The 18923-nt window shown below is 60.4% G+C and carries 18 protein-coding genes; 10 read left to right on the forward strand and 8 right to left on the reverse strand.

Annotation, left to right across the window (positions count from 1 at the left end):
- Window positions 1-41: 41 nt before the first annotated feature.
- From AC3A5O_RS09435 to AC3A5O_RS09455, 5 genes are all read left to right on the forward strand, one after another.
- Window positions 42-1163 (forward strand): beta-ketoacyl-ACP synthase III, encoded by a 1122-nt coding sequence (locus AC3A5O_RS09435; protein WP_122566123.1) that lies wholly within the window; start codon window positions 42-44, stop codon window positions 1161-1163.
- Between the two features lie 174 nt (window positions 1164-1337).
- The gene (locus AC3A5O_RS09440) at window positions 1338-1949 is read left to right on the forward strand and encodes an RNA polymerase sigma factor (RefSeq protein ID WP_122566124.1); all 612 of its coding nucleotides are present in this window, start codon (window positions 1338-1340) and stop codon (window positions 1947-1949) included.
- Window positions 1943-2179, forward strand: a complete 237-nt coding sequence (locus AC3A5O_RS09445) for an anti-sigma factor family protein (protein WP_305470177.1) — start codon at window positions 1943-1945, stop codon at window positions 2177-2179. Before AC3A5O_RS09440 ends, AC3A5O_RS09445 begins: the two co-directional genes overlap by 7 nt.
- Before the next feature lie 279 nt (window positions 2180-2458).
- The gene (locus tag AC3A5O_RS09450; RefSeq protein WP_487753141.1) at window positions 2459-3769 is read left to right on the forward strand and encodes an OprO/OprP family phosphate-selective porin; all 1311 of its coding nucleotides are present in this window, start codon (window positions 2459-2461) and stop codon (window positions 3767-3769) included.
- A gap of 142 nt (window positions 3770-3911) precedes the next feature.
- Window positions 3912-5036 (forward strand): GNAT family N-acetyltransferase, encoded by a 1125-nt coding sequence (locus AC3A5O_RS09455; protein ID WP_122566126.1) that lies wholly within the window; start codon window positions 3912-3914, stop codon window positions 5034-5036.
- 16 nt (window positions 5037-5052) lie between these two features.
- On the opposite strand, the gene aqpZ is transcribed toward AC3A5O_RS09455, so the two are convergent.
- The 5 genes from aqpZ to AC3A5O_RS09480 form a co-directional block, all read right to left on the reverse strand.
- A complete protein-coding gene (aqpZ, locus tag AC3A5O_RS09460) occupies window positions 5053-5742 on the reverse strand; it encodes an aquaporin Z (protein ID WP_305470179.1) in 690 nt (229 codons plus the stop codon).
- A gap of 457 nt (window positions 5743-6199) precedes the next feature.
- Complete coding sequence (locus tag AC3A5O_RS09465; protein WP_487753142.1) at window positions 6200-8032, reverse strand: ABC transporter ATP-binding protein; 1833 nt, start codon at window positions 8030-8032, stop codon at window positions 6200-6202.
- Between the two features lie 84 nt (window positions 8033-8116).
- Window positions 8117-8680, reverse strand: coding sequence for a peptidylprolyl isomerase (locus tag AC3A5O_RS09470; RefSeq protein ID WP_122566129.1), 564 nt, complete (start codon window positions 8678-8680; stop codon window positions 8117-8119).
- A 4-nt stretch (window positions 8681-8684) separates the two neighbouring features.
- Window positions 8685-9488 (reverse strand): alpha/beta fold hydrolase, encoded by an 804-nt coding sequence (locus AC3A5O_RS09475; protein ID WP_122566130.1) that lies wholly within the window; start codon window positions 9486-9488, stop codon window positions 8685-8687.
- 14 nt (window positions 9489-9502) lie between these two features.
- Window positions 9503-10426: a PA3225 family LysR-type transcriptional regulator gene (locus tag AC3A5O_RS09480; RefSeq protein ID WP_122566131.1), complete on the reverse strand. Its 924-nt coding sequence runs from the start codon at window positions 10424-10426 to the stop codon at window positions 9503-9505.
- A gap of 50 nt (window positions 10427-10476) precedes the next feature.
- On the opposite strand from AC3A5O_RS09480, the gene AC3A5O_RS09485 reads away from it, so the two are divergent.
- Together AC3A5O_RS09485 and AC3A5O_RS09490 are read left to right on the forward strand one after the other, a co-directional pair.
- Window positions 10477-10791 (forward strand): 3-phosphoglycerate kinase, encoded by a 315-nt coding sequence (locus tag AC3A5O_RS09485; RefSeq protein WP_122566132.1) that lies wholly within the window; start codon window positions 10477-10479, stop codon window positions 10789-10791.
- Window positions 10792-10941: 150 nt separating this feature from the next.
- Window positions 10942-11541: an FMN-dependent NADH-azoreductase gene (locus AC3A5O_RS09490; protein ID WP_122566133.1), complete on the forward strand. Its 600-nt coding sequence runs from the start codon at window positions 10942-10944 to the stop codon at window positions 11539-11541.
- A 174-nt stretch (window positions 11542-11715) separates the two neighbouring features.
- Here the strand turns inward: AC3A5O_RS09490 and AC3A5O_RS09495 are convergent, their stop codons facing one another.
- Window positions 11716-12417 (reverse strand): cyclase family protein, encoded by a 702-nt coding sequence (locus tag AC3A5O_RS09495; protein WP_487753143.1) that lies wholly within the window; start codon window positions 12415-12417, stop codon window positions 11716-11718.
- 164 nt (window positions 12418-12581) lie between these two features.
- Here AC3A5O_RS09495 and AC3A5O_RS09500 point away from each other — a divergent pair, with 164 nt between their 5' ends.
- A complete protein-coding gene (locus AC3A5O_RS09500) occupies window positions 12582-13448 on the forward strand; it encodes a carboxylate/amino acid/amine transporter (RefSeq protein WP_305470187.1) in 867 nt (288 codons plus the stop codon).
- 141 nt (window positions 13449-13589) lie between these two features.
- Here AC3A5O_RS09500 and AC3A5O_RS09505 read toward each other — a convergent pair whose 3' ends face one another.
- Window positions 13590-14888, reverse strand: a complete 1299-nt coding sequence (locus AC3A5O_RS09505) for a mechanosensitive ion channel family protein (RefSeq protein ID WP_439653593.1) — start codon at window positions 14886-14888, stop codon at window positions 13590-13592.
- Between the two features lie 193 nt (window positions 14889-15081).
- Between AC3A5O_RS09505 and AC3A5O_RS09510 the strand changes: the two genes are divergently transcribed.
- Entirely contained in the window at window positions 15082-16428 is a 1347-nt protein-coding gene (locus AC3A5O_RS09510; protein ID WP_060738709.1) for a DEAD/DEAH box helicase, read from the forward strand.
- 224 nt (window positions 16429-16652) lie between these two features.
- Here AC3A5O_RS09510 and AC3A5O_RS09515 read toward each other — a convergent pair whose 3' ends face one another.
- A complete protein-coding gene (locus tag AC3A5O_RS09515; protein WP_487753144.1) occupies window positions 16653-16928 on the reverse strand; it encodes a hypothetical protein in 276 nt (91 codons plus the stop codon).
- A 270-nt stretch (window positions 16929-17198) separates the two neighbouring features.
- Here AC3A5O_RS09515 and AC3A5O_RS09520 point away from each other — a divergent pair, with 270 nt between their 5' ends.
- On the forward strand, window positions 17199-18905 hold the full coding sequence (locus AC3A5O_RS09520) for a ShlB/FhaC/HecB family hemolysin secretion/activation protein (RefSeq protein ID WP_487753145.1): 1707 nt from the start codon (window positions 17199-17201) through the stop codon (window positions 18903-18905).
- Window positions 18906-18923 lie beyond the last annotated feature (18 nt).

Here is an 18923-nt window from a genome sequence, read left to right on the forward strand (position 1 = left end):
GTGCCAATACTTTCTGCCTGAACAGATCAGAGACACGACCCATGCATAACGTCGTCATCAGCGGCACCGGCCTGTACACCCCGGCCAACAGCATCTCCAACGAAGAGCTGGTGCAATCTTTCAATACCTATGTCGCGCAATTCAACGCCGACAACGCCGATGCCATCGCGCGCGGTGAAGTCGAGGCCTTGACCGAATCCAACGCCGCGTTCATCGAAAAGGCCTCCGGTATCAAGAGCCGCTTTGTCATGGACAAGGACGGCATTCTCGATCCGCAACGCATGACCCCACGCCTGCCCGAGCGCTCCAACGACGAGTGGTCGGTGCTCTGCGAAATGGCCGTTGGCGCCGCGAAACAGGCCTTGGAGCGCGCCGGCCGTACCGTCGCCGACATCGACGGGGTGATCGTCGCCTGTTCCAACCTGCAGCGTGCCTACCCGGCCATCGCCATCGAAGTCCAGGAAGCCCTGGGCATCGAAGGGTTCGGTTTCGACATGAACGTGGCCTGTTCTTCGGCGACCTTCGGCATCCAGGCCGCGGCCAACAGTGTGCAACTGGGTCAGGCCCGGGCGATCCTGATGGTCAACCCGGAAGTCTGCACCGGCCACTTGAACTTCCGCGACCGCGACAGCCACTTCATCTTCGGCGACGCGGCCACTGCCGTGATCATCGAGCGGGCGGACCTGGCGACTTCGCCGTACCAATTCGACGTGGTCAGCACCAAGCTGCTTACCAAGTTCTCCAACAACATCCGCAACAACTTCGGTTTCCTCAACCGCGCTGCGCAAGAGGGCGTCGGTAGCCGTGACAAGCTGTTCGTCCAGGAAGGCCGCAAGGTATTCCGCGATGTCTGCCCGATGGTCGCCGAGCTGATCGGTGCCCACCTGGAAGAAAACCAGCTAAACGTGGGCGACGTGAAACGCTTCTGGCTGCACCAGGCCAACCTGAGCATGAACCACCTGATCGTGCGCAAACTGCTGGGACGCGAAGCCACCGAAGCGGAAGCCCCGGTGATCCTCGACCGTTACGCCAATACCAGTTCCGCCGGTTCGGTGATTGCCTTCCACAAATACCAGGATGACCTGCCCAGCGGTTCGGTCGCCGTGCTCAGCTCGTTCGGCGCCGGGTATTCGATTGGTAGCGTGATTTTGCGTAAGCATTGATCCACTGTTGCGGCGCCGAATTTTTTGTGGAAGCAAAGCCATGTGGGAGCAAAGCTTGCTCGCGAAACAGGCAACTCGGTTTATAGAGGACCGCGTCGCCTGCATCGCGGGCAAGCCTTGCTCCCACATAAACCCCTCGCCACAATAGTGATCTATCCAGCCATAGGGTGTTGAATGACGATCACCGACGACACCCTCCTGCTCCAACGCCTCCTGGCCGGTGAGCAGCAGGCCTACAAGGAACTGGTCAACGCCTACCAGAGCCCGATGCGTGCCGTGGCCCATGCCATCGTCGGCAGCCGCCATGCCGACGAAGTGGTGCAGGACGCGTGGCTGTCGGTGGTGCGCAATCTCAGTGGCTTCCAGGGGCGCTCCAGCCTCAAGACCTGGTTGTTGACCATCACGGCCAACGCCGCCAAGGGACGCTACAAGCAGAACCGTCGGGAAGTGTTGCTCGATGACCTTCCAGCCCCCCACGGCACCCTCGGCGACGAGCGTTTCGCCGCTGACGGCCATTGGCTGCTGGCGCCGTTCGCCTGGCACCAGGACACGCCCGAAGCGTTACTCACAATGAGTGAATTGCGCGATTGCCTGGAGCACACGTTGCTCAGCCTGTCGGAACTGCAAGGCAGCGTACTGAGCCTGCGTGAACAACAGGGCCTGGAGTTGGACGAAATCTGTAATCTTCTGGACATTTCGCTCTCCAATGTTCGTGTGCTGTTGCATCGCGCCCGACTGAAGGTCTTCGCGACTGTTGAACATTTCGAGGAAACCGGCGAATGCTGACCTGCAAGGAACAAGTAGCGCGCTCCAGCGACTACCTCGACGGGCAATTGAGCTTTCGTGAACGCCTGATGGTGCGTCATCACCTGATGTTCTGCCCCAATTGCCGACGCTTCATCCGCCAGATGCGCCTGATGCAGGCGACCCTCAAAAAACTGCCGCAACCCCCGATTCCCGACCTTGATCACCTGGCCGAGAAACTCGCCGCCGAGCGTCGCAAAGATATCCACTAAAACTCAAAACACCACCCGACCCCTGTGGGAGCGAGCTTGCTCGCGATAGCGGTGTATCAGTCAAATCACTTCAGGCTGAACCATCGCGATCGCGAGCAAGCTCGCTCCCACAAGGCTTTCCGGTTATTCCCATTCGAAGTAAAAAGTTCCGCTGTCATAAAATCTTTATGTGATAGCAACTCGCCTGACACAACCGGCCGCCAAGATCCCCTCCCAACACCAGCGGGCCCAGTTCCGCGTGTTTTCTAACGCATAGACTACCAACAGGGGAATTCTTCGATGATCCGTAAGCACTTCGCAGGTGTTGCCGCCAGCGCACTGGCAATGGCAGTAACCGCCCAGGCTTTCGCCGGCACCGTCACCACCGATGGCGCCGATATCGTGGTCAAAACCAAGGGCGGCCTTGAGGTCGCTACCACTGACAAAGAGTTCAGCTTCAAGCTCGGTGGTCGTTTGCAGGCTGATTACAGCCAGTTTGATGGGATCTACACTCGAAATGGTGACACCGCCGACGCCGCTTACTTCCGTCGCGCGTTCCTGGAACTGTCCGGCGTGCTGTACACGGATTGGGCTTACACGATCAACTACGATTTTTCTCATAACGCCGGTAGTTCCGAGGACGGCTACTTCGACGAAGCGTCCCTGGTCTATAACGGCTTCAAACCGGTCTCGATCAAGGTCGGCCGTTTCGACCCGGACTTCGGCCTGGAGAAAGCCACCAGCTCCAAATGGGTCACTGCTCCTGAGCGTAACGCCGCCTACGACCTGATCGATTGGGCCAACGGCCATCAGAATGGCCTGGGCCTGCAAGCGTCCAGCACGTTCGCCGATTCGTTCTACGCTTCGGCCGGTGTGTTCAGCAAGGATAACAATGACACCGACGGCAATAGCGTCAAGCAAGTCAACGGTCGCTTCGTCTTCGCTCCGATGCACGACGCCGGTAACGTCTTGCACTTCGGATTGAACGTGGCCTCGCGCGATGTTTCCGACACCGCGTTCGACGCGCGTTACCACTCCCGTTTGGGCATGCGCGGTGTGGTGACTGGTGGCGGCAACGATGCTGGCGCCAACGGCAACCGTCCACTCCTTGGCGGCGCCAACCCCTCCGCAGCTGGCTCTTACGATACCGACACCGCCTTCGGCCTGGAAGCCGCTTTCGCCATGGGGCCTGCGTCGATCCAGGGTGAATACATTTCCCGCAAGACCAAGGCTGACAGCGACGCCTTCGAAGACATCAAAGGCCACGGCTTCTACGTCCAGGGTGCCTACACCATCACCGGTGAGTCCCGTGGTTATAAGGTCGGCAAGTTTGATGCGATCAAGCCTCAGAACAAATCCATCGGCGCCTGGGAAGTGTTCTACCGCTTCGACAGCATAACCGTCGAAGACGACAACATCACCACTGCCTCGGCGACCCGTGAAGTGGGCGATGCCGAAGCCAAGGTGCACAACCTGGGCGTGAACTGGTACGCCAACGAAGCGGTGAAAATCACCGGTGCCTACGTCAAGGCCAAGACCGACAAAGTCACCAACGCCAATGGCGATGACGATGGCGACGGTTTCGTAGTCCGTGCCCAGTACGTGTTCTGAATCGCGCTGACTTGATACACCGCTGCACTTTCATCCGTTAAAGCTCCTTTCGACCCCGCCTCTGGCGGGGTTTTTTTTTATGTGCGGCCGGTCAGTATCGGCGATACTCGCTCCATCCGTCGTCTGGCTCTCGAGGAAACGCATGCCGCTTCACGTCTTGGACAGCCTGTCCGCCATCGCGCCTCTGGAGTGGGACGCGTTGGTGCCCGCCAACCAGCCTTTCCTGCGCCACGCCTTCCTCAGCACCTTGGAAGACAGCGCCAGCCTGGGTCCGCAATCCGGGTGGCAAGCCGAGCACTTGTTGCACATTGAAGACGGTCGTCTGCTGGCGGCTCTGCCCAGTTACCGCAAATGGCATTCCTACGGTGAATACGTGTTCGACCACGGCTGGGCCGACGCTTGCGCCCGCGCCGGCATCGACTATTACCCCAAGCTGTTGACGGCGGTACCGTTCAGTCCGGTCAGTGGCCCGCGACTGTTGGCGGCGCGGGTGGAGGACGGTCTGGAGTTGCTGGGCAGCGTGCCCGGCTACCTGGAAATCGAAGGGCTTTCCAGCGCCCACGTCAATTTCACCGATGCCTTCACCGACGCGGCGCTCGCTGGGCAGGAAGGCTGGCTGCAGCGGATCGGCTGCCAGTATCACTGGCAAAATCGCGGTTATCGCGACTTCCAGGATTTTCTCGATGCCCTCAGTTCCCGCAAGCGCAAGCAGATGCGCAAGGAACGCGAACAAGTGGCGGGGCAGGGCATCGCATTCGAATGGCTCGAAGGTCATCAGTTGGACGAGGCACAGTGGGATTTTGTCTACGCCTGTTACGCCAACACCTACGCGGTGCGTCGGCAGGCGCCGTACCTGACCCGGGCGTTCTTCAGCCTGCTGGCCGAGCGCATGCCCGAGGCCATTCGCGTGGTGTTGGCCAAGCAAGGTTCACGGCCGGTGGCGATGGCGTTCAGCCTGGTGGGCGGCGACAGTTTCTACGGGCGTTACTGGGGCTGCCTGGCGGAATTCGACCGCCTGCACTTCGAAACCTGCTTCTATCAAGGCATGGATTATGCGATTGCCCATGGCTTGCAGCGCTTTGATGCCGGCGCCCAGGGCGAGCACAAATTGATTCGTGGATTCGAGCCGGTGATTACCCGCTCGTGGCATTACTTGCGTCATCCGGGGCTGAAAGCGGCGGTGGCGGATTTCCTCGTGCGCGAGCATGAGGGGGTGCTGGCCTATGCCGAAGAGGCGAAGACAGCACTGCCTTATCGGCAGTGCTGATCTTCGCGGGTGTGACTCAGCGGTTTTCCTGGCCCAGCCAGCGGTACGAGACACCGCCGATGACGGCGCCCAGCAGCGGCGCCACCCAGAACAGCCACAGCTGCTCGATGGCCCAGCCACCGACAATCAGCGCCGGACCAGTACTGCGGGCCGGGTTGACGGAGGTGTTGGTGACCGGAATCGAGATCAGGTGAATGAGCGTCAGGGCCAGGCCGATGGCAATCGGTGCCAGCCCGGCCGGCGCACGTTTATCGGTGGCGCCGAGGATGATCAGGATGAACATCGCCGTCATGACCAGTTCGGTGACAAAACCGGCCGGCATTGAATACCCACCCGGCGAATGCTCGCCGTAACCGTTCGCGGCCAGGCCGGACGCGGCCAGGTCAAAGCCTTCCTTGCCGCTGGCGATGAAGTAGATCAACGCAGCGGCCAGCACTCCCCCTATGACTTGGGCAATGATGTAGGCAGGCAACTCCCTGGCCGGAAACCGCCCGCCCACGTACAAGCCCAACGAAACGGCGGGGTTCAAATGGCAACCCGATATATGGCCGATGGCGAAGGCCATGGTCAATACCGTCAGGCCGAACGCCAGGGCAACCCCCAGCACGCCGATCCCCGAGGCCGCCAATACCGCGCTGCCACAGCCGCCCAACACCAGCCAGAATGTACCCAACAACTCAGTCGTTGAACGTTTGAGTAAAGACATAAGCATCCTTGATAAAACAGTCGTGATAATCGGTTATGCATCCAGCAGTATTACGACAGGTCCATCTCCAGAACCTGAGCTGAGTACAGCAGAGTGTGGCGACAAATCCAGCGGCCTAAAAAAACCGCCAGCGTCATGGACGGTGGCGGTTTTGGCCGTGGTCGGCGGGGAGTATGCGTCTGTGGTGCGGATTGAAAGGATCCTGGCCAGATTTTTTCAGAAAGGCCTTGGATGCTTTCGTTGAAATGGCGCCTGGCGCCGTTGGCTTTTGTGGCGAGGGGATTTATCCCCGCTGGGTTGCGAAGCAACCCCAAAACTTGCACCTCGGTGTGTCAGACCGATTATATGCAGCTGCTTTGGGGCGCTCCGCGCCCAGCGGGGATAAATCCCCTCGCCACAGGTTGTGTGATGGGCTCAAACGCTCTCCTGCAGACCCATCTGTAAACCCCGTTCCGGTTCAGTCGATCCCCACGAACCCCCCCGTCTGATGCTGCCATAGCCGTGCATACAATCCGCCGTGGGCCAACAACTCGGTATGGCTGCCGGTTTCGGCGATGCGGCCATTTTCCAGCACCACCAAGCGGTCCATCCGGGCGATGGTGGAGAGGCGGTGGGCGATGGCGATCACGGTCTTGCCTTGCATCAGCGTCTCGAGGCTTTCCTGGATCGCCGCCTCGACTTCCGAGTCCAGCGCCGAGGTCGCTTCGTCCATGATCAGGATCGGCGCATCCTTGAGCAGCACCCGCGCGATAGCAATGCGCTGGCGCTGGCCGCCGGACAGTTTCACGCCGCGCTCACCCACATGGGCATCGAAGCCAGTGCGGCCTTCGGCGTCCGACAGCAATGGAATAAACTCATCGGCCCGGGCCTTGTGCACGGCTTCCCAAAGTTGCGCATCGGTGGCGTCGGGCTTGCCGTAGAGCAGGTTGTCGCGAATCGAACGATGCAGCAGCGAGGTGTCCTGGGTGATCATGCCAATGCGCTCGCGCAGGCTTTCCTGGCCGACCTCGGCAATGTCCTGGCCGTCGATGAGGATGCGTCCGCCTTGCACGTCATAGAGGCGCAGCAGCAGGTTCACCAAGGTGGATTTACCGGCGCCGGACGGGCCGATCAGGCCGATTTTCTCGCCAGGCTTGATGGTCAGGTTCAGGTCGCCGATCACCCCGCTTTTCTTGCCGTAGTGGAAATCCACATGCTCGAAGCGCACCTCGCCCCGGGCCACCGCCAGGGGCTTGGCCTGGTCGCGGTCGGTGACGCTGACGGGTTGGGAGATGGTCTGCAGGCCGTCCTGGACCATGCCGATGTTTTCGAAGATGCCGGTGACGACCCACATGATCCAGCCGGACATGTTGACGATGCGGATCACCAGCCCGGTGGCCAACGCGATGGCGCCGACGCTGATCAGCGACTGGGTCCACAGCCACAGGGCCAGCGCGGTGGTGCCGACGATCAGCAGCCCGTTCATGCTGGTGATGACCAGGTCCATGCTGGTTACCACGCGGCCAGCCAACTGGGCTTTTTCGGTCTGCTCCTGGATGGCTTCGCGGGCGTATTGCTGTTCGAAATTGGTATGGGCGAACAGCTTCAGGGTGGTGATGTTGGTGTAGCCGTCAACGATCCGCCCCATGAGTTTGGAGCGAGCATCGGACGACACCACCGAGCGCTCCTTGACCCGCGGCACGAAATAGCAGAGTGCGCCGATGTAGGCGGCAATCCACATCAGCAGCGGGATCATCAGGCGCCAGTCGGCTTCGGCGAACAGCACCAGCGAGCTGACGGCGTAGATCAGCACATGCCACAACGCATCCACGGCCTGGACCGCCGAATCGCGCAAGGAATTGCCGGTTTGCATGATGCGCTGGGCGATGCGCCCGGCGAAGTCGTTCTGAAAGAAATTCAGGCTCTGCTTGAGCACGTAGCTGTGGTTCTGCCAGCGAATCAGGCTGGTCATGCTGGGGCTCAGGGTCTGGTGCACGAGCAGGTCATGCAGGGCCACGAAGATGGGGCGCAAAACCAGCGCCACCACGGCCATCCACGCCAGTTCGAGGCCGTGAAGCTTGAAGAAGTCCACATTGGGCGTGCCCTGGGTCAGGTCGATGATGCGGCTCAGGTAGCTGAACAACGCCACTTCGATCAGCGCGCCGATCAGACCGACCACCAACAGCACGGCGAAGCTGGGCCAGACCTGTTTCAGATAATAGGTGTAGAAGGGCAGGACGCGGTTCGGCGGAGCCGAGCTCGGGGCGTCGCGGAAGATATCGATCAGTGTTTCGAAGCGGCGAAAAACCATGGGTAAATGCCCTGGCAGGGGCTCTCCTTCTTGCTAATGGGCGGTGCGGGGTGACCGCGCCGCCCAGGCTTGCCGTGTGCCTCTTCAGTCGATGCGCTTGGCCGACTTGATGATCACAGGGTCGATCGGCACGTTTTGCATGCCTTGCTTGGTGGTGGTCTGGGAGTTGACGATGATGTCCACCACGTCCATGCCCTTGACCACCTTGGCGAACACCGCATAACCGGCGTCACGGCCCGGGTCGAGGAAGGCGTTGTCGGCCACGTTGATGAAGAACTGGCTGGTGGCCGAGTCCGGGTTGGAGGTGCGGGCCATCGACAAGGTGCCGCGAACGTTGTGCAGGCCATTGCTGGCTTCGTTCTTGATCGGTGCCTTGGTGTCTTTCTGCTGCATCTGCTGGGTAAAGCCGCCGCCCTGGGCCATGAAGCCCGGGATCACACGGTGAAAAATCGTGTTGTTGTAGAAACCGCTGTCCACGTACTCAAGGAAGTTCTTGGTACTGATCGGGGCCTTGACCGGGTCCAGTTCGATTTCGATCTGGCCGTTGGTGGTGTCCAGCAATACATGCGGTGCCTTGGCGGGTGTAGCGGCCATCAGGTTGGCAGCAAACAATACGGTGCCAGCGGCAAGGGCGATTTTTTTCAGCATGGGGTCAGAGATCCTGAGTGGTGGAATCGGTTGCGGTCAAAAAGTCGAGCAGGGTTTGGTTGAAGCGTTCGGGTTGATCCAGCGGGGTAGCGTGCCGTGAATCGGCGATGACCACCAGATGTGCATTGGGCAGCCGCTTTACATAGGCTTCTTTCAGCGCCACCGGGGTGTAGTCGTGGTCGGCGCAAATGACGAGGGTTGGACAGGCAACCTGTGAAAGTCGTTCCTGAACGCCCCAGCCTACGATCGCATCGAAGCTGGCGAGATAAGCACGTTTGTCGTTCTTTGCCCAGCGTCGGGCCATTTCCAGGCGCAACTCGGTTTGTTCAGGTTTGGGGAACAACTTGGCGCCCAGGGCCTTGCCGATGGTTTCCAGGCTGAGCAGGCGCATCAGGCTCCAGCGCTTGAACCATTGCCAGCAATCGTCGGGCGTGCGGACCTTGACCTCTGGCGCGCTGTTGACGATGCACAGGCTCCTGACCCGTTCGGGCTCATCCACCGCCAATTGGAAACAGATCATGCCGCCCATGGACCAGCCCACCAAGTGCACCGGGCCCAGGTCCAGGTGATCGATCAGGGCGCTCAGGTCGGTGCTGAAACCTTTGATGCTGTAGCGCTCGCGGGGTTTGTCGGAACGACCGTGGCCGCGCACATCCATCACGATCAGGCGGTAACGGGCGGACAGCGCTGCAATCTGTTTTTCCCAGTCGCGGGTGCTGGAGCCCAGGCCATGGACCAGCACCAAGGGCGTGCCGTGGCCGTATTCCTCGTAGTGCAGATTGCAACCTTCGTGCTCGAAATAGGCCATTGGAGAAATCCTTGTCAGGCTTGTTCAGGGGCGGCGAACGGTGCATCCAGCGGCGCGGTATCGAAGGTGCGCAGCAATTCGATCAGGATTTGCGTGGCCGGCCCCAGGGGTTTTTCCTTGTTTGAAAAAAGATAGAAAGTCGAGTTGCGGCTGCCTCCCTGTTCCAAGGGTAGACGCTTGAGCACGCCTTCCCTGAGTTCCCGCTCGATCATGTGCCGGGGCAGCCAGGCGAAGCCCAGGCCGCTGCCGACAAAACTCGCGGCGGTGGCCAGGCTGCCCACGGTCCAGCGCTGTTCGGCGCCGAGCCAGCCGACGTCCCGGGGTTGCTGGCGACCGGAGTCGCGGATGACCACTTGCAACTGGCTTTCCAGGTCCTGGAAGTTCAGCTCGCGATTGAGGCGGTGCAGGGCATGCTCGGGATGGGCCACCGCGATGAACTCCACGTCGCTCAACTCCGCACCCAGGTAGCCGGGAATGCTGAAGCCGCTGATGGCCAGGTCGGCCACGCCTTCGAGCAGCACTTCTTCGACCCCCGACAGTACTTCTTCGCGCAGCCGCACCCGGCAGCCACGGCTTTGCGGCATGAACGCGGTCAAGGCGCGAACGAGGCGGGCGTTGGGGTAGGCCGCATCGACCACCAGGCGCACCTCCGCTTCCCAGCCTTGCTCCATGTGGTGGGCCAGGTCTTCCAATTGGCTGGCCTGTTTCACCAGTTGCCGCGAGCGGCGCAGCAGCACGCCGCCGGCTTCGGTCAACACGGCCTTGCGCCCATCGATGCGCAGCAACGGCACGCCGAGCTGGTCCTGCATGCGGGCCACGGTGTAGCTCACTGATGACTGGGAGCGATGCAGCACGTCGGCGGCCTGGGCGAAACCGCCGTGGTCGACCACCGCCTGCAGGGTGCGCCATTGATCCAGGGTTACGCGGGGCGCTTTCATATCGGGCTCCTCTTGTCCTAAGCTGGCGGTCCCTTGGTGGAGACTGCCGAATGAAGAAAATCTGTTGTGTGGTGCTGGCCTTGCTGCCACTGACTGCGTTTGCCTACCCGATCGATGTGGAAAAACACCTCAACGGCCTGAGCATCGACTACACCGCCTATGACACCGATGCCGACATCGGCTCCATCCAGGTCAACAACTACGGCAGTACCGACGCGGCCTGCACCGTCGTGTTTCGCAACGGTCCCGAGGCGCCGCGCACCCGCAAGATCGAAGTCGCCGCCGGCAAGTTCAAGAACGCCACGGCCAAGTTCAACCGCAACATCATCAAGCTGCGCATCAAGCTGACCTGTCAGCCGAAATAGCCCGGCAGCGGGGCAGGTGACATTGCTTGCTCCGCTTATAAACGAAAATATCGATGCTTTATAGCAGTTATTTGCGCTTTTTCATCGATATGCTCCCGTTTAACCTTCACTCCATCGACTGACAACATTCTCAGATGGAGCCTACAAGCCATGTCCCGCGTTCTGATCATCGAAAGCAGTGCCCGCCAGCAAGATTCGGTTTCCCGTCAACTGACCCAGACCTTCATCAGCCAGTGGAAAGCTGCACACCCGGCCGACGAAATCAGCGTTCGCGACTTGGCCATCAACCCGGTGCCGCACCTGGATGCCAATCTGCTGGGCGGCTGGATGAAGCCTGCCGAGCAGCGCAACGACATTGAAAACGCCTCCCTGGAGCGCTCCAACCAGTTGACCGATGAGCTGCTGGCCGCCGACGTACTGGTGATGGCCGCGCCGATGTACAACTTCGCCATCCCCAGCACTTTGAAGGCGTGGCTCGACCACGTGCTGCGTGCCGGCGTAACGTTCAAATACACCCCGACCGGCCCCCAAGGCCTGCTGGCCGACAAGCGCGCCTTCGTGCTCACCGCCCGGGGCGGCATTCACGCCGGTGGCAGCACTGACCATCAGGAACCCTACCTGCGCCAGGTCATGGGCTTCATCGGCATCCACGACGTGACCTTCATCCATGCCGAGGGCATGAACCTGGGCGGCGACTTCCAGGAGAAGGGCCTGAATCAGGCCAACGCCAAATTGTCCCAGGTCGCCTGATCCGTTAATCCTCGGGTAATCGCCAAGTGGTCTAGTGACTTGGCGCTTCCCTTCAAACCGTTTTGCGCATCGAACCTCCCTTTGCACTTATTGCTCCTGAGTGCATCAGCCCGATTGAACGCTTTAGCGAGATCGGGCTTTTTTTTTGCCTCGATGTTCTGCACTTGACTGGGGTCAGGGTACAAACGCCATTACGGAAACAGGAGAACCCGAACCTTCTTTCAGTCGAAGCACGCCAATTACCAGCGTCGTGCCTTTCGCGGGCAGTTGATCGAGGTTGGTCAGGCACTCCAGGACGATGCCCTCTTTCGCCAGGATCTGGCTGTTGGTGGCGTAAACCGTATCCTGGCCCGGATCGACGCCATGGGTATCGATACCAACGCCAGCTATCCGGCGATGCTCAAGCAGAAAAGTGGTGGTTGCGGCACCTATGCCGGGAAAGTGCGGGCCTTTGTCATCCGCATTGATAAAACGCCCGGGGTCGTCCCACAGGGCCTGCCACCCCGTGTAAAAAAGCACGACGCTGCCCTGATCGATGCGCCCATGAGCCTGTTCCCATTTTTCGATGTCTTGAATGCCGATCACATAGTCTGGATTGTCCCGCGCCTGGATGCGTAAATCGACCACGACGGCCGGCCGGACCAGGGACGCCGGCTCATAGGCATCAATCCCAATGGCATTGGGGTGAAAGGTGTTCGGCGCGTTCATATGGGTTGCACTGTGCTCGCCCATGCCGAAACGCCGCAGGTAATACCCGTCCTTTTCCGGTGATGCCACCTCATTGAATGTCACCGGAGGATCGCCAGGCCAAAGTGGAATCTGCGGACTGATGATGTGGCTGAGGTCGATCACTTTTCGAAATTCAATACGTTGCATGGATTTGGCTTCCTTATCCTCGGCGAAACTTTGAGCGATGCTGATCGGACAGTACTGCGCTCAGCCTTCCTGTGCATACCCGTGACCCGAAACTAGCGGCCCATCACGCTCGCGCCCATCCCTCAAAACCGCTATCTTCGCCGCCATTCGAAACGAGGGGCGGTATGGGCTATCTACTTTTTGTGACATTGATCCAGGCGTTTTCCTTCAGCCTGATCGGCGAGTACTTGGCCGGGCATGTGGACAGTTATTTCGCGGTGCTGGTGCGCGTGGTGCTGGCGGGACTGGTGTTCATTCCGCTGACGCGCTGGCGCCAGGTGGAGCCGTCGTTCATGCGCGGCATGCTGTTGATCGGCGCCTTGCAGTTCGGCGTGACCTACGTCTGCCTGTACTTGAGCTTCCGCGTCTTGACGGTGCCTGAGGTGCTGCTGTTCACCATCCTGACGCCCCTGCACGTGACCTTGATCGAAGACGCGCTGAACCGGCGCTTCAACCCCTGGGCGCTGATCGCGGCGCTGGTGGCCGTGGCCGGCGCGGCGGTGATTCGCTACGACCGGATCAACCCGGATTTCTTCATGGGCTTCTTGCTGCTGCAACTGGCCAACTTCACCTATGCGGCCGGGCAGGTGCTCTACAAGCACCTGGTGGCCCGTCACCCGAGCGACCTGCCGCATTACCGGCGTTTCGGTTATTTCTATCTTGGTGCGCTGATGGTGGCGTTGCCGGCATTCCTGCTGTTCGGCAAGGAACATTTCTGGCCCGAAGCGCCGCTGCAGTGGGGCGTGCTGGTGTTCCTCGGTCTGGTTTCCACCGCGCTGGGGTTGTACTGGTGGAACAAAGGCGCATGCCTGGTCAACGGCGGGACGCTGGCGGTGATGAACAACCTGCACGTGCCGGTGGGGCTGCTGGTGAACCTGCTGATCTGGAACCAGCACGAGGCGCTGGGGCGGTTGCTGCTGGGTGGGTCGGTGATCTTGGCGGCGGTGTGGATCAGTCGGTTGGGGGTACGCCAGCCTCAGCCTTCACTCTAAACACTGTGGGAGCGAGCTTGCTCGCGATAGCGGGGTATCAGTCAGCATCTCTGTTTCTGATACACCGCTATCGCGAGCAAGCTCGCTCCCACAGGGAAGTGGGGGTTGGCTTTAGACCTCCAGCTCCTGAGGGTTTGAGGGTCAGACCACTTGTTTCTGCGGCTCCGGCAGGTGGCTCGCGCCCAGCACCGCCGGCAACAATCCCGAGCGCAGGTCCGTGCCGCTCGGCTGCTGGTACAGGTTCAATCCAAACTCCGGCATCACCGCCAGCAGGTAATCGAAAATATCCCCCTGGATGCGCTCGTAATCCGCCCACGCGGTGGTGCCGGTGAAGCAGTAGATTTCCAGCGGGATGCCCTGGGCGGTGGTTTGCAACTGCCGGACCATGCAGGTCATGTTCGGCTGGATTTCGGGATGGCTTTTCAAATAGGCCAGGGCATAGGCGCGGAAGGTGCCCAGGTTGGTCATCCGCCGACGGTTGGCCGACATCGCCGCGACGTTGCCCTGGGCCTCGTTCCAGGCCTTGAGTTCGGCCTGTTTGCGGCCGATGTAGTCGGTCAGCAGGCGGACTTGGGACAGGCGTTGCTCTTCGTCGTCATGCAGGAAACGCACGCCGCTGGCGTCGATGAACAGGCTGCGCTTGATCCGCCGCCCGCCGGACTGTTGCATGCCGCGCCAGTTCTTGAACGACTCGGACATCAGCCGCCAGGTCGGGATCGAGACGATGGTCTTGTCGAAGTTCTGCACCTTGACCGTGTGCAGGGTGATGTCCACCACGTCACCGTCGGCACCGACCTGGGGCATCTCGATCCAATCGCCGACCCGCAACATGTCGTTGCTGGTCAACTGCACGCTGGCGACGAATGACAACAGCGTGTCCTTGTAGACCAACAAAATCACCGCCGACATCGCACCCAGGCCCGACAGCAGCAACAGCGGCGAACGGTCGATCAGCGTGGCGACGATAATGATCGCGCCAAACACATACAGCACCATCTTCGTCAGTTGCACGTATCCCTTGATTGAGCGAGTACGCGCGTGTTCGGTGCGTGCGTACACATCCAGCAGGGCGCTGAGCAGGGCACTGAGGCTCAGCACCATGAACAGGATGGTGAACGCCAGGGCGACATTGCCCAGGAAAATCATGCTGGTCTTGCTCAGTTCCGGCACCAGGTGCAGGCCGAACTGGATGATCAGTGACGGCGTCATCTGCGCCAAGCGATGGAAGACCTTGTTGTGGCGCAGGTCGTTGACCCAGTGCAGGGCCGGTTGCCGCCCGAGCAGTTTGGCTGCGTGGAGGATCAGGTAGCGCGCCACCCGCCCGAGCACCAGGGCGATGACTAGCAGCAACATCAGGGCGAGGCTGGAATGCAGGAGCGGGTGCTGGTCAAGGGCACCCCAGAGGTCTTGGAGGTTGACCCAGAGTTGTTTGATGTCCATGGACGAAACGATTCTTCTATAAAGACGCGACGGGAGGATTAGAGCATTTAAGCCCGCTCAAGTGACCGTTGATGCAATAACGGCTGATAAAAATGCACTGATTTACCGCCGTTTGTATAAAGAAACTCGGCCTTCGCGCTCGAAACCGTTACCCTATGCAGCTGTTTTTTTGCATTTCTTCGAGGTAGCACCCGTGTTTTCCCAATTCGCCCTGCACGAACGCCTGCTCAAAGCCGTGGCCGAGCTTAAATTTGTCGAGCCAACGCCGGTGCAGGCAGCGGCTATTCCGCTCGCGCTCCAGGGGCGTGACCTGCGGGTGACGGCGCAAACCGGCAGTGGCAAGACCGCCGCGTTCGTGCTGCCGATCCTCAACCGCCTGATCGGCCCGGCCAAGGTCCGCGTCAGCATCAAGACCCTGATCCTGCTGCCGACCCGTGAACTGGCCCAGCAAACCTTGAAGGAAGTGGAGCGCTTCTCGCAATTCACCTTCATCAAGTCCGGTCTGATCACCGGCGGCGAAGACTTCAAGGTCCAGGCCGCCATGCTGCGCAAGGTGCCGGACATCCTGATCGGCACGCCGGGGCGGATGATCGAGCAACTGAACGCCGGCAACCTCGACCTCAAGGAAGTCGAAGTGCTGGTGTTGGACGAAGCCGACCGCATGCTGGACATGGGCTTTGCCGAAGACGTGCAGCGCCTGGTGGACGAATGCGTCAACCGCCAGCAGACGATGCTGTTCTCCGCCACCACCGGTGGTTCGGGCCTGCGCGAGATGATCGCCAAGGTGCTGAACAACCCCGAGCACTTGCAGCTCAACGCGGTCAGCCAGCTGAATTCCACCACCCGCCAGCAGATCATCACCGCCGACCACAACCAGCACAAAGAGCAGATCGTCAACTGGTTGCTGGCCAACGAGACCTACGAAAAGGCCATCGTGTTCACCAACACCCGGGCCATGGCCGACCGCATCTACGGCCGCCTGGTGGCCCAGGAATACAAGGCGTTCGTGCTGCACGGCGAGAAAGACCAGAAGGACCGCAAGCTGGCCATCGACCGCCTCAAGCAGGGCGGCGTGAAGATCCTCGTCGCCACCGACGTCGCCGCCCGCGGCCTGGATGTGGATGGCCTGGACATGGTCATCAACTTCGACATGCCCCGCAGCGGCGACGAATACGTGCATCGCATTGGTCGTACTGGCCGCGCCGGCAACGACGGCCTGGCGATCTCGCTGATCTGCCACGGCGACTGGAACCTGATGTCGAGCATCGAGCGCTACCTCAAGCAGAGCTTCGAGCGCCGTACCATCAAGGAAGTCAAAGGCACCTACGGCGGACCGAAAAAGGTCAAGGCGTCGGGCAAGGCTGTCGGCGTGAAGAAGAAAAAGGTCGACGCCAAGGGTGACAAGAAGAAAACCGGCGCCAAGGCCCCGACCAAGCGCAAGACCGCCAACCGCCCGAAGACCGACGCGCCGTCGCTGGTCAGCAAGGACGGCATGGCCCCGCTCAAGCGCCGCAAGCCAGAGGCGCCGGCGGCTGAGTGAAGCTGCGTTAGCGCTTGCTAAAAAGAACCGGACCTTGAGTCCGGTTTTTTATGGATAACCGAACCTGACACAAAGCCCCGTGGCGAGGGATATTTGTGGGAGCAAAGCTTGCCCGCGACACAGACGCCTCGATTTCTGAAAGACCGCATCGCCTTCATCGCGGGCAAGCCTTGCTCCCACAAATCCCCTCGCCACAAAAGCGGGCTGTGCTCGGCTTCGGCTAATCACCCAGCCTTCTTCTCCGCGTTCTTCAGCTCTTCCAGACGCTTATCAATCAACTGGCACTTATCCGGCACATCCTTGCTGGCCGTCTCCATGTCCATTTTCTGCAACTCATCGTTGATTTCCTTGGCCTTGGCCGGGTTCTGCTCGGTGAGCTTGGTCACTTCCTGGGCCAATTGTTCACGCTTGACGGTCGCTTCCTCAGGCGTGCAAGTGGCCCAGGCGGGCAGGGCGCAGGTGAGGGTGGCGGCGAGGGTGAGTTTCAAGAGGGTTTTCATGGCAGGGCCTCGTATTCCTTGTTGGGCAGGTAATGGGTTGAGGCCGGTGTTGGGGGGAAAGTTCATTGGCTGAGGAGTGATGTGTTCGTTTGGTAGGAGGTTTCCAGCTCTGCGTCGGATCCTTCGTACCTTTGTACCGGAACCATCTGATTTCAGATGAATGGTTCCAGTAATAGCCTCAAAGCCAAATCCATTTAGTTGACGTCAAAATGATGGCTAATCAATATCGCGCCACTATTTTGATGTCACTTTCCGCTCGAGGGATCGAACATGTCCTCACCCGCCTTTTGGGCGAGGTTGTGCGTGGCTTTGCTGTGCCTTTCTCCACTGACCCTGGCTCACGCCGCCCCCACGCCTGGCGACACGGACCTGATCCGCGAGCGACAGAACCGTTTGCTCGAAGAGCAGCGCCGTCGCCTGGAGGAACTCAAAGACCTGCCCGGCAAGGGGGCCAAGCCGAGCCAGCCAACAACACCTGCCGATACCCGCTGCTTCCCCATCAAGACCATTGAACTCAAGGGTGCCGACAGTCTTTCCGCCGACGAGCGCGAGCAATTGCTCAAACCCTACATCGACCAATGCCTGGGTGTGACGCAGCTTAACGAGCTGCTCAAAGTCATCACCGACCATTACATCGAAAAGGGCCTGGTCACCAGCCGCGCCTATCTGCCGCAGCAGGACCTGTCCGGCGGGCATCTGAGCGTGTTGGTGGTGGAAGGACGCCTCGAAGGCCTGAAGGGCGCGGAGAACAGCAAACTGTCGGACCGCGAATTGGCGATGGCCTTTCCCGGCAAGACCGGTGACCTGGTCAATCTGCGGGAGATCGAGCAGATGGTAGATCAGCTCAATCGCCTGCCGTCGAACCAGGCAAAGATGGAACTGACCCCCGGTCAGAACGTCGGTGGCAGTGAAGTGCGGGTCACCAACGAACTGAAAAAGCCTTGGCGCGCCGGGTTGTCGCGCAGCAACGACGGCCAGCGCAGCACTGGCGAGCAGCAGTGGGGCAGCAGTTTCGAATGGGACAGCCCGCTGGGCCTGGCCGACCAGTTGATGTTGCGCGGTGGTCACGATGGGATGACTGACCACCAGCACACCTCCCGCAACGCCATGCTCTATTACAACCTGCCGTTTGGCTGGTGGAACGTCAGTTACACCTACAGCCAGAGCGAGTACCGCTCGCAGATCCCGGCCAACGGTTTCAATTTCAAGCAGACCGGCGACAGCCAGAACCATCAGGTGCGGGTCGAGCGGGTGATCCATCGCGATGCTCTGAGCAAGACCTCTCTCAACACCGGCCTTTCGTACCTGCGCACCAACAACTTCATCGAAGACAGCAAACTCGCCGACAGCAGCAATCGCATCAGCGAGGCGCAGTTCGGCATCAACCATGGCCGGCGGATCGGCAATGCCTTCGTCAACCTCGACTTGGGCCTGCAAAACGGTATCGGGGCCCTTGATGCCCAGGGCGATCACGACCCTGGCCCCGGCCTGCCGAATGCCCGCTACCGCAAATACACCGCGACCCTCAGCTACCTGCAACCGTTCCAGGTGTGGGGTGAGTCCTTCAGCGTCAGCAGCCTGATGACCGGACAGCGCAGCGAGGACGCGTTGTTCAGCCCGCAGCGCATGAGCCTGGGCGGGCAATCGTCGATTCGCGGCTACAAGGATCAGTCGCTGTCTGGCGACAGCGGTGGTTACTGGCGTAACGACCTGCGCTGGAGCCGCCCAGTGACGCTGGAATGGCTGCGCCCGGTGTTCGGCGAATACGGCAGCAGCCTCGGTTATGACCAGGGCGTGATTCGTGGCAATCGCTACAACGGCGACCAGCACGGGCGCATGTCGAGCAACTCGCTGGAGCTGTTCGCCCGCGGTGAGCACCTGAACGCCAGCGTCACCTTCGCCCATTCCCTGGAACGTCCGGATGCCCTGACCGAGCGCGAAGCGCCGATCTACTTCCGCGTGGATGTACTCCTCTAAATTCTGCTGCAACGAGAC

Source organism: Pseudomonas sp. Soil_N_39 (assembly GCF_057655955.1).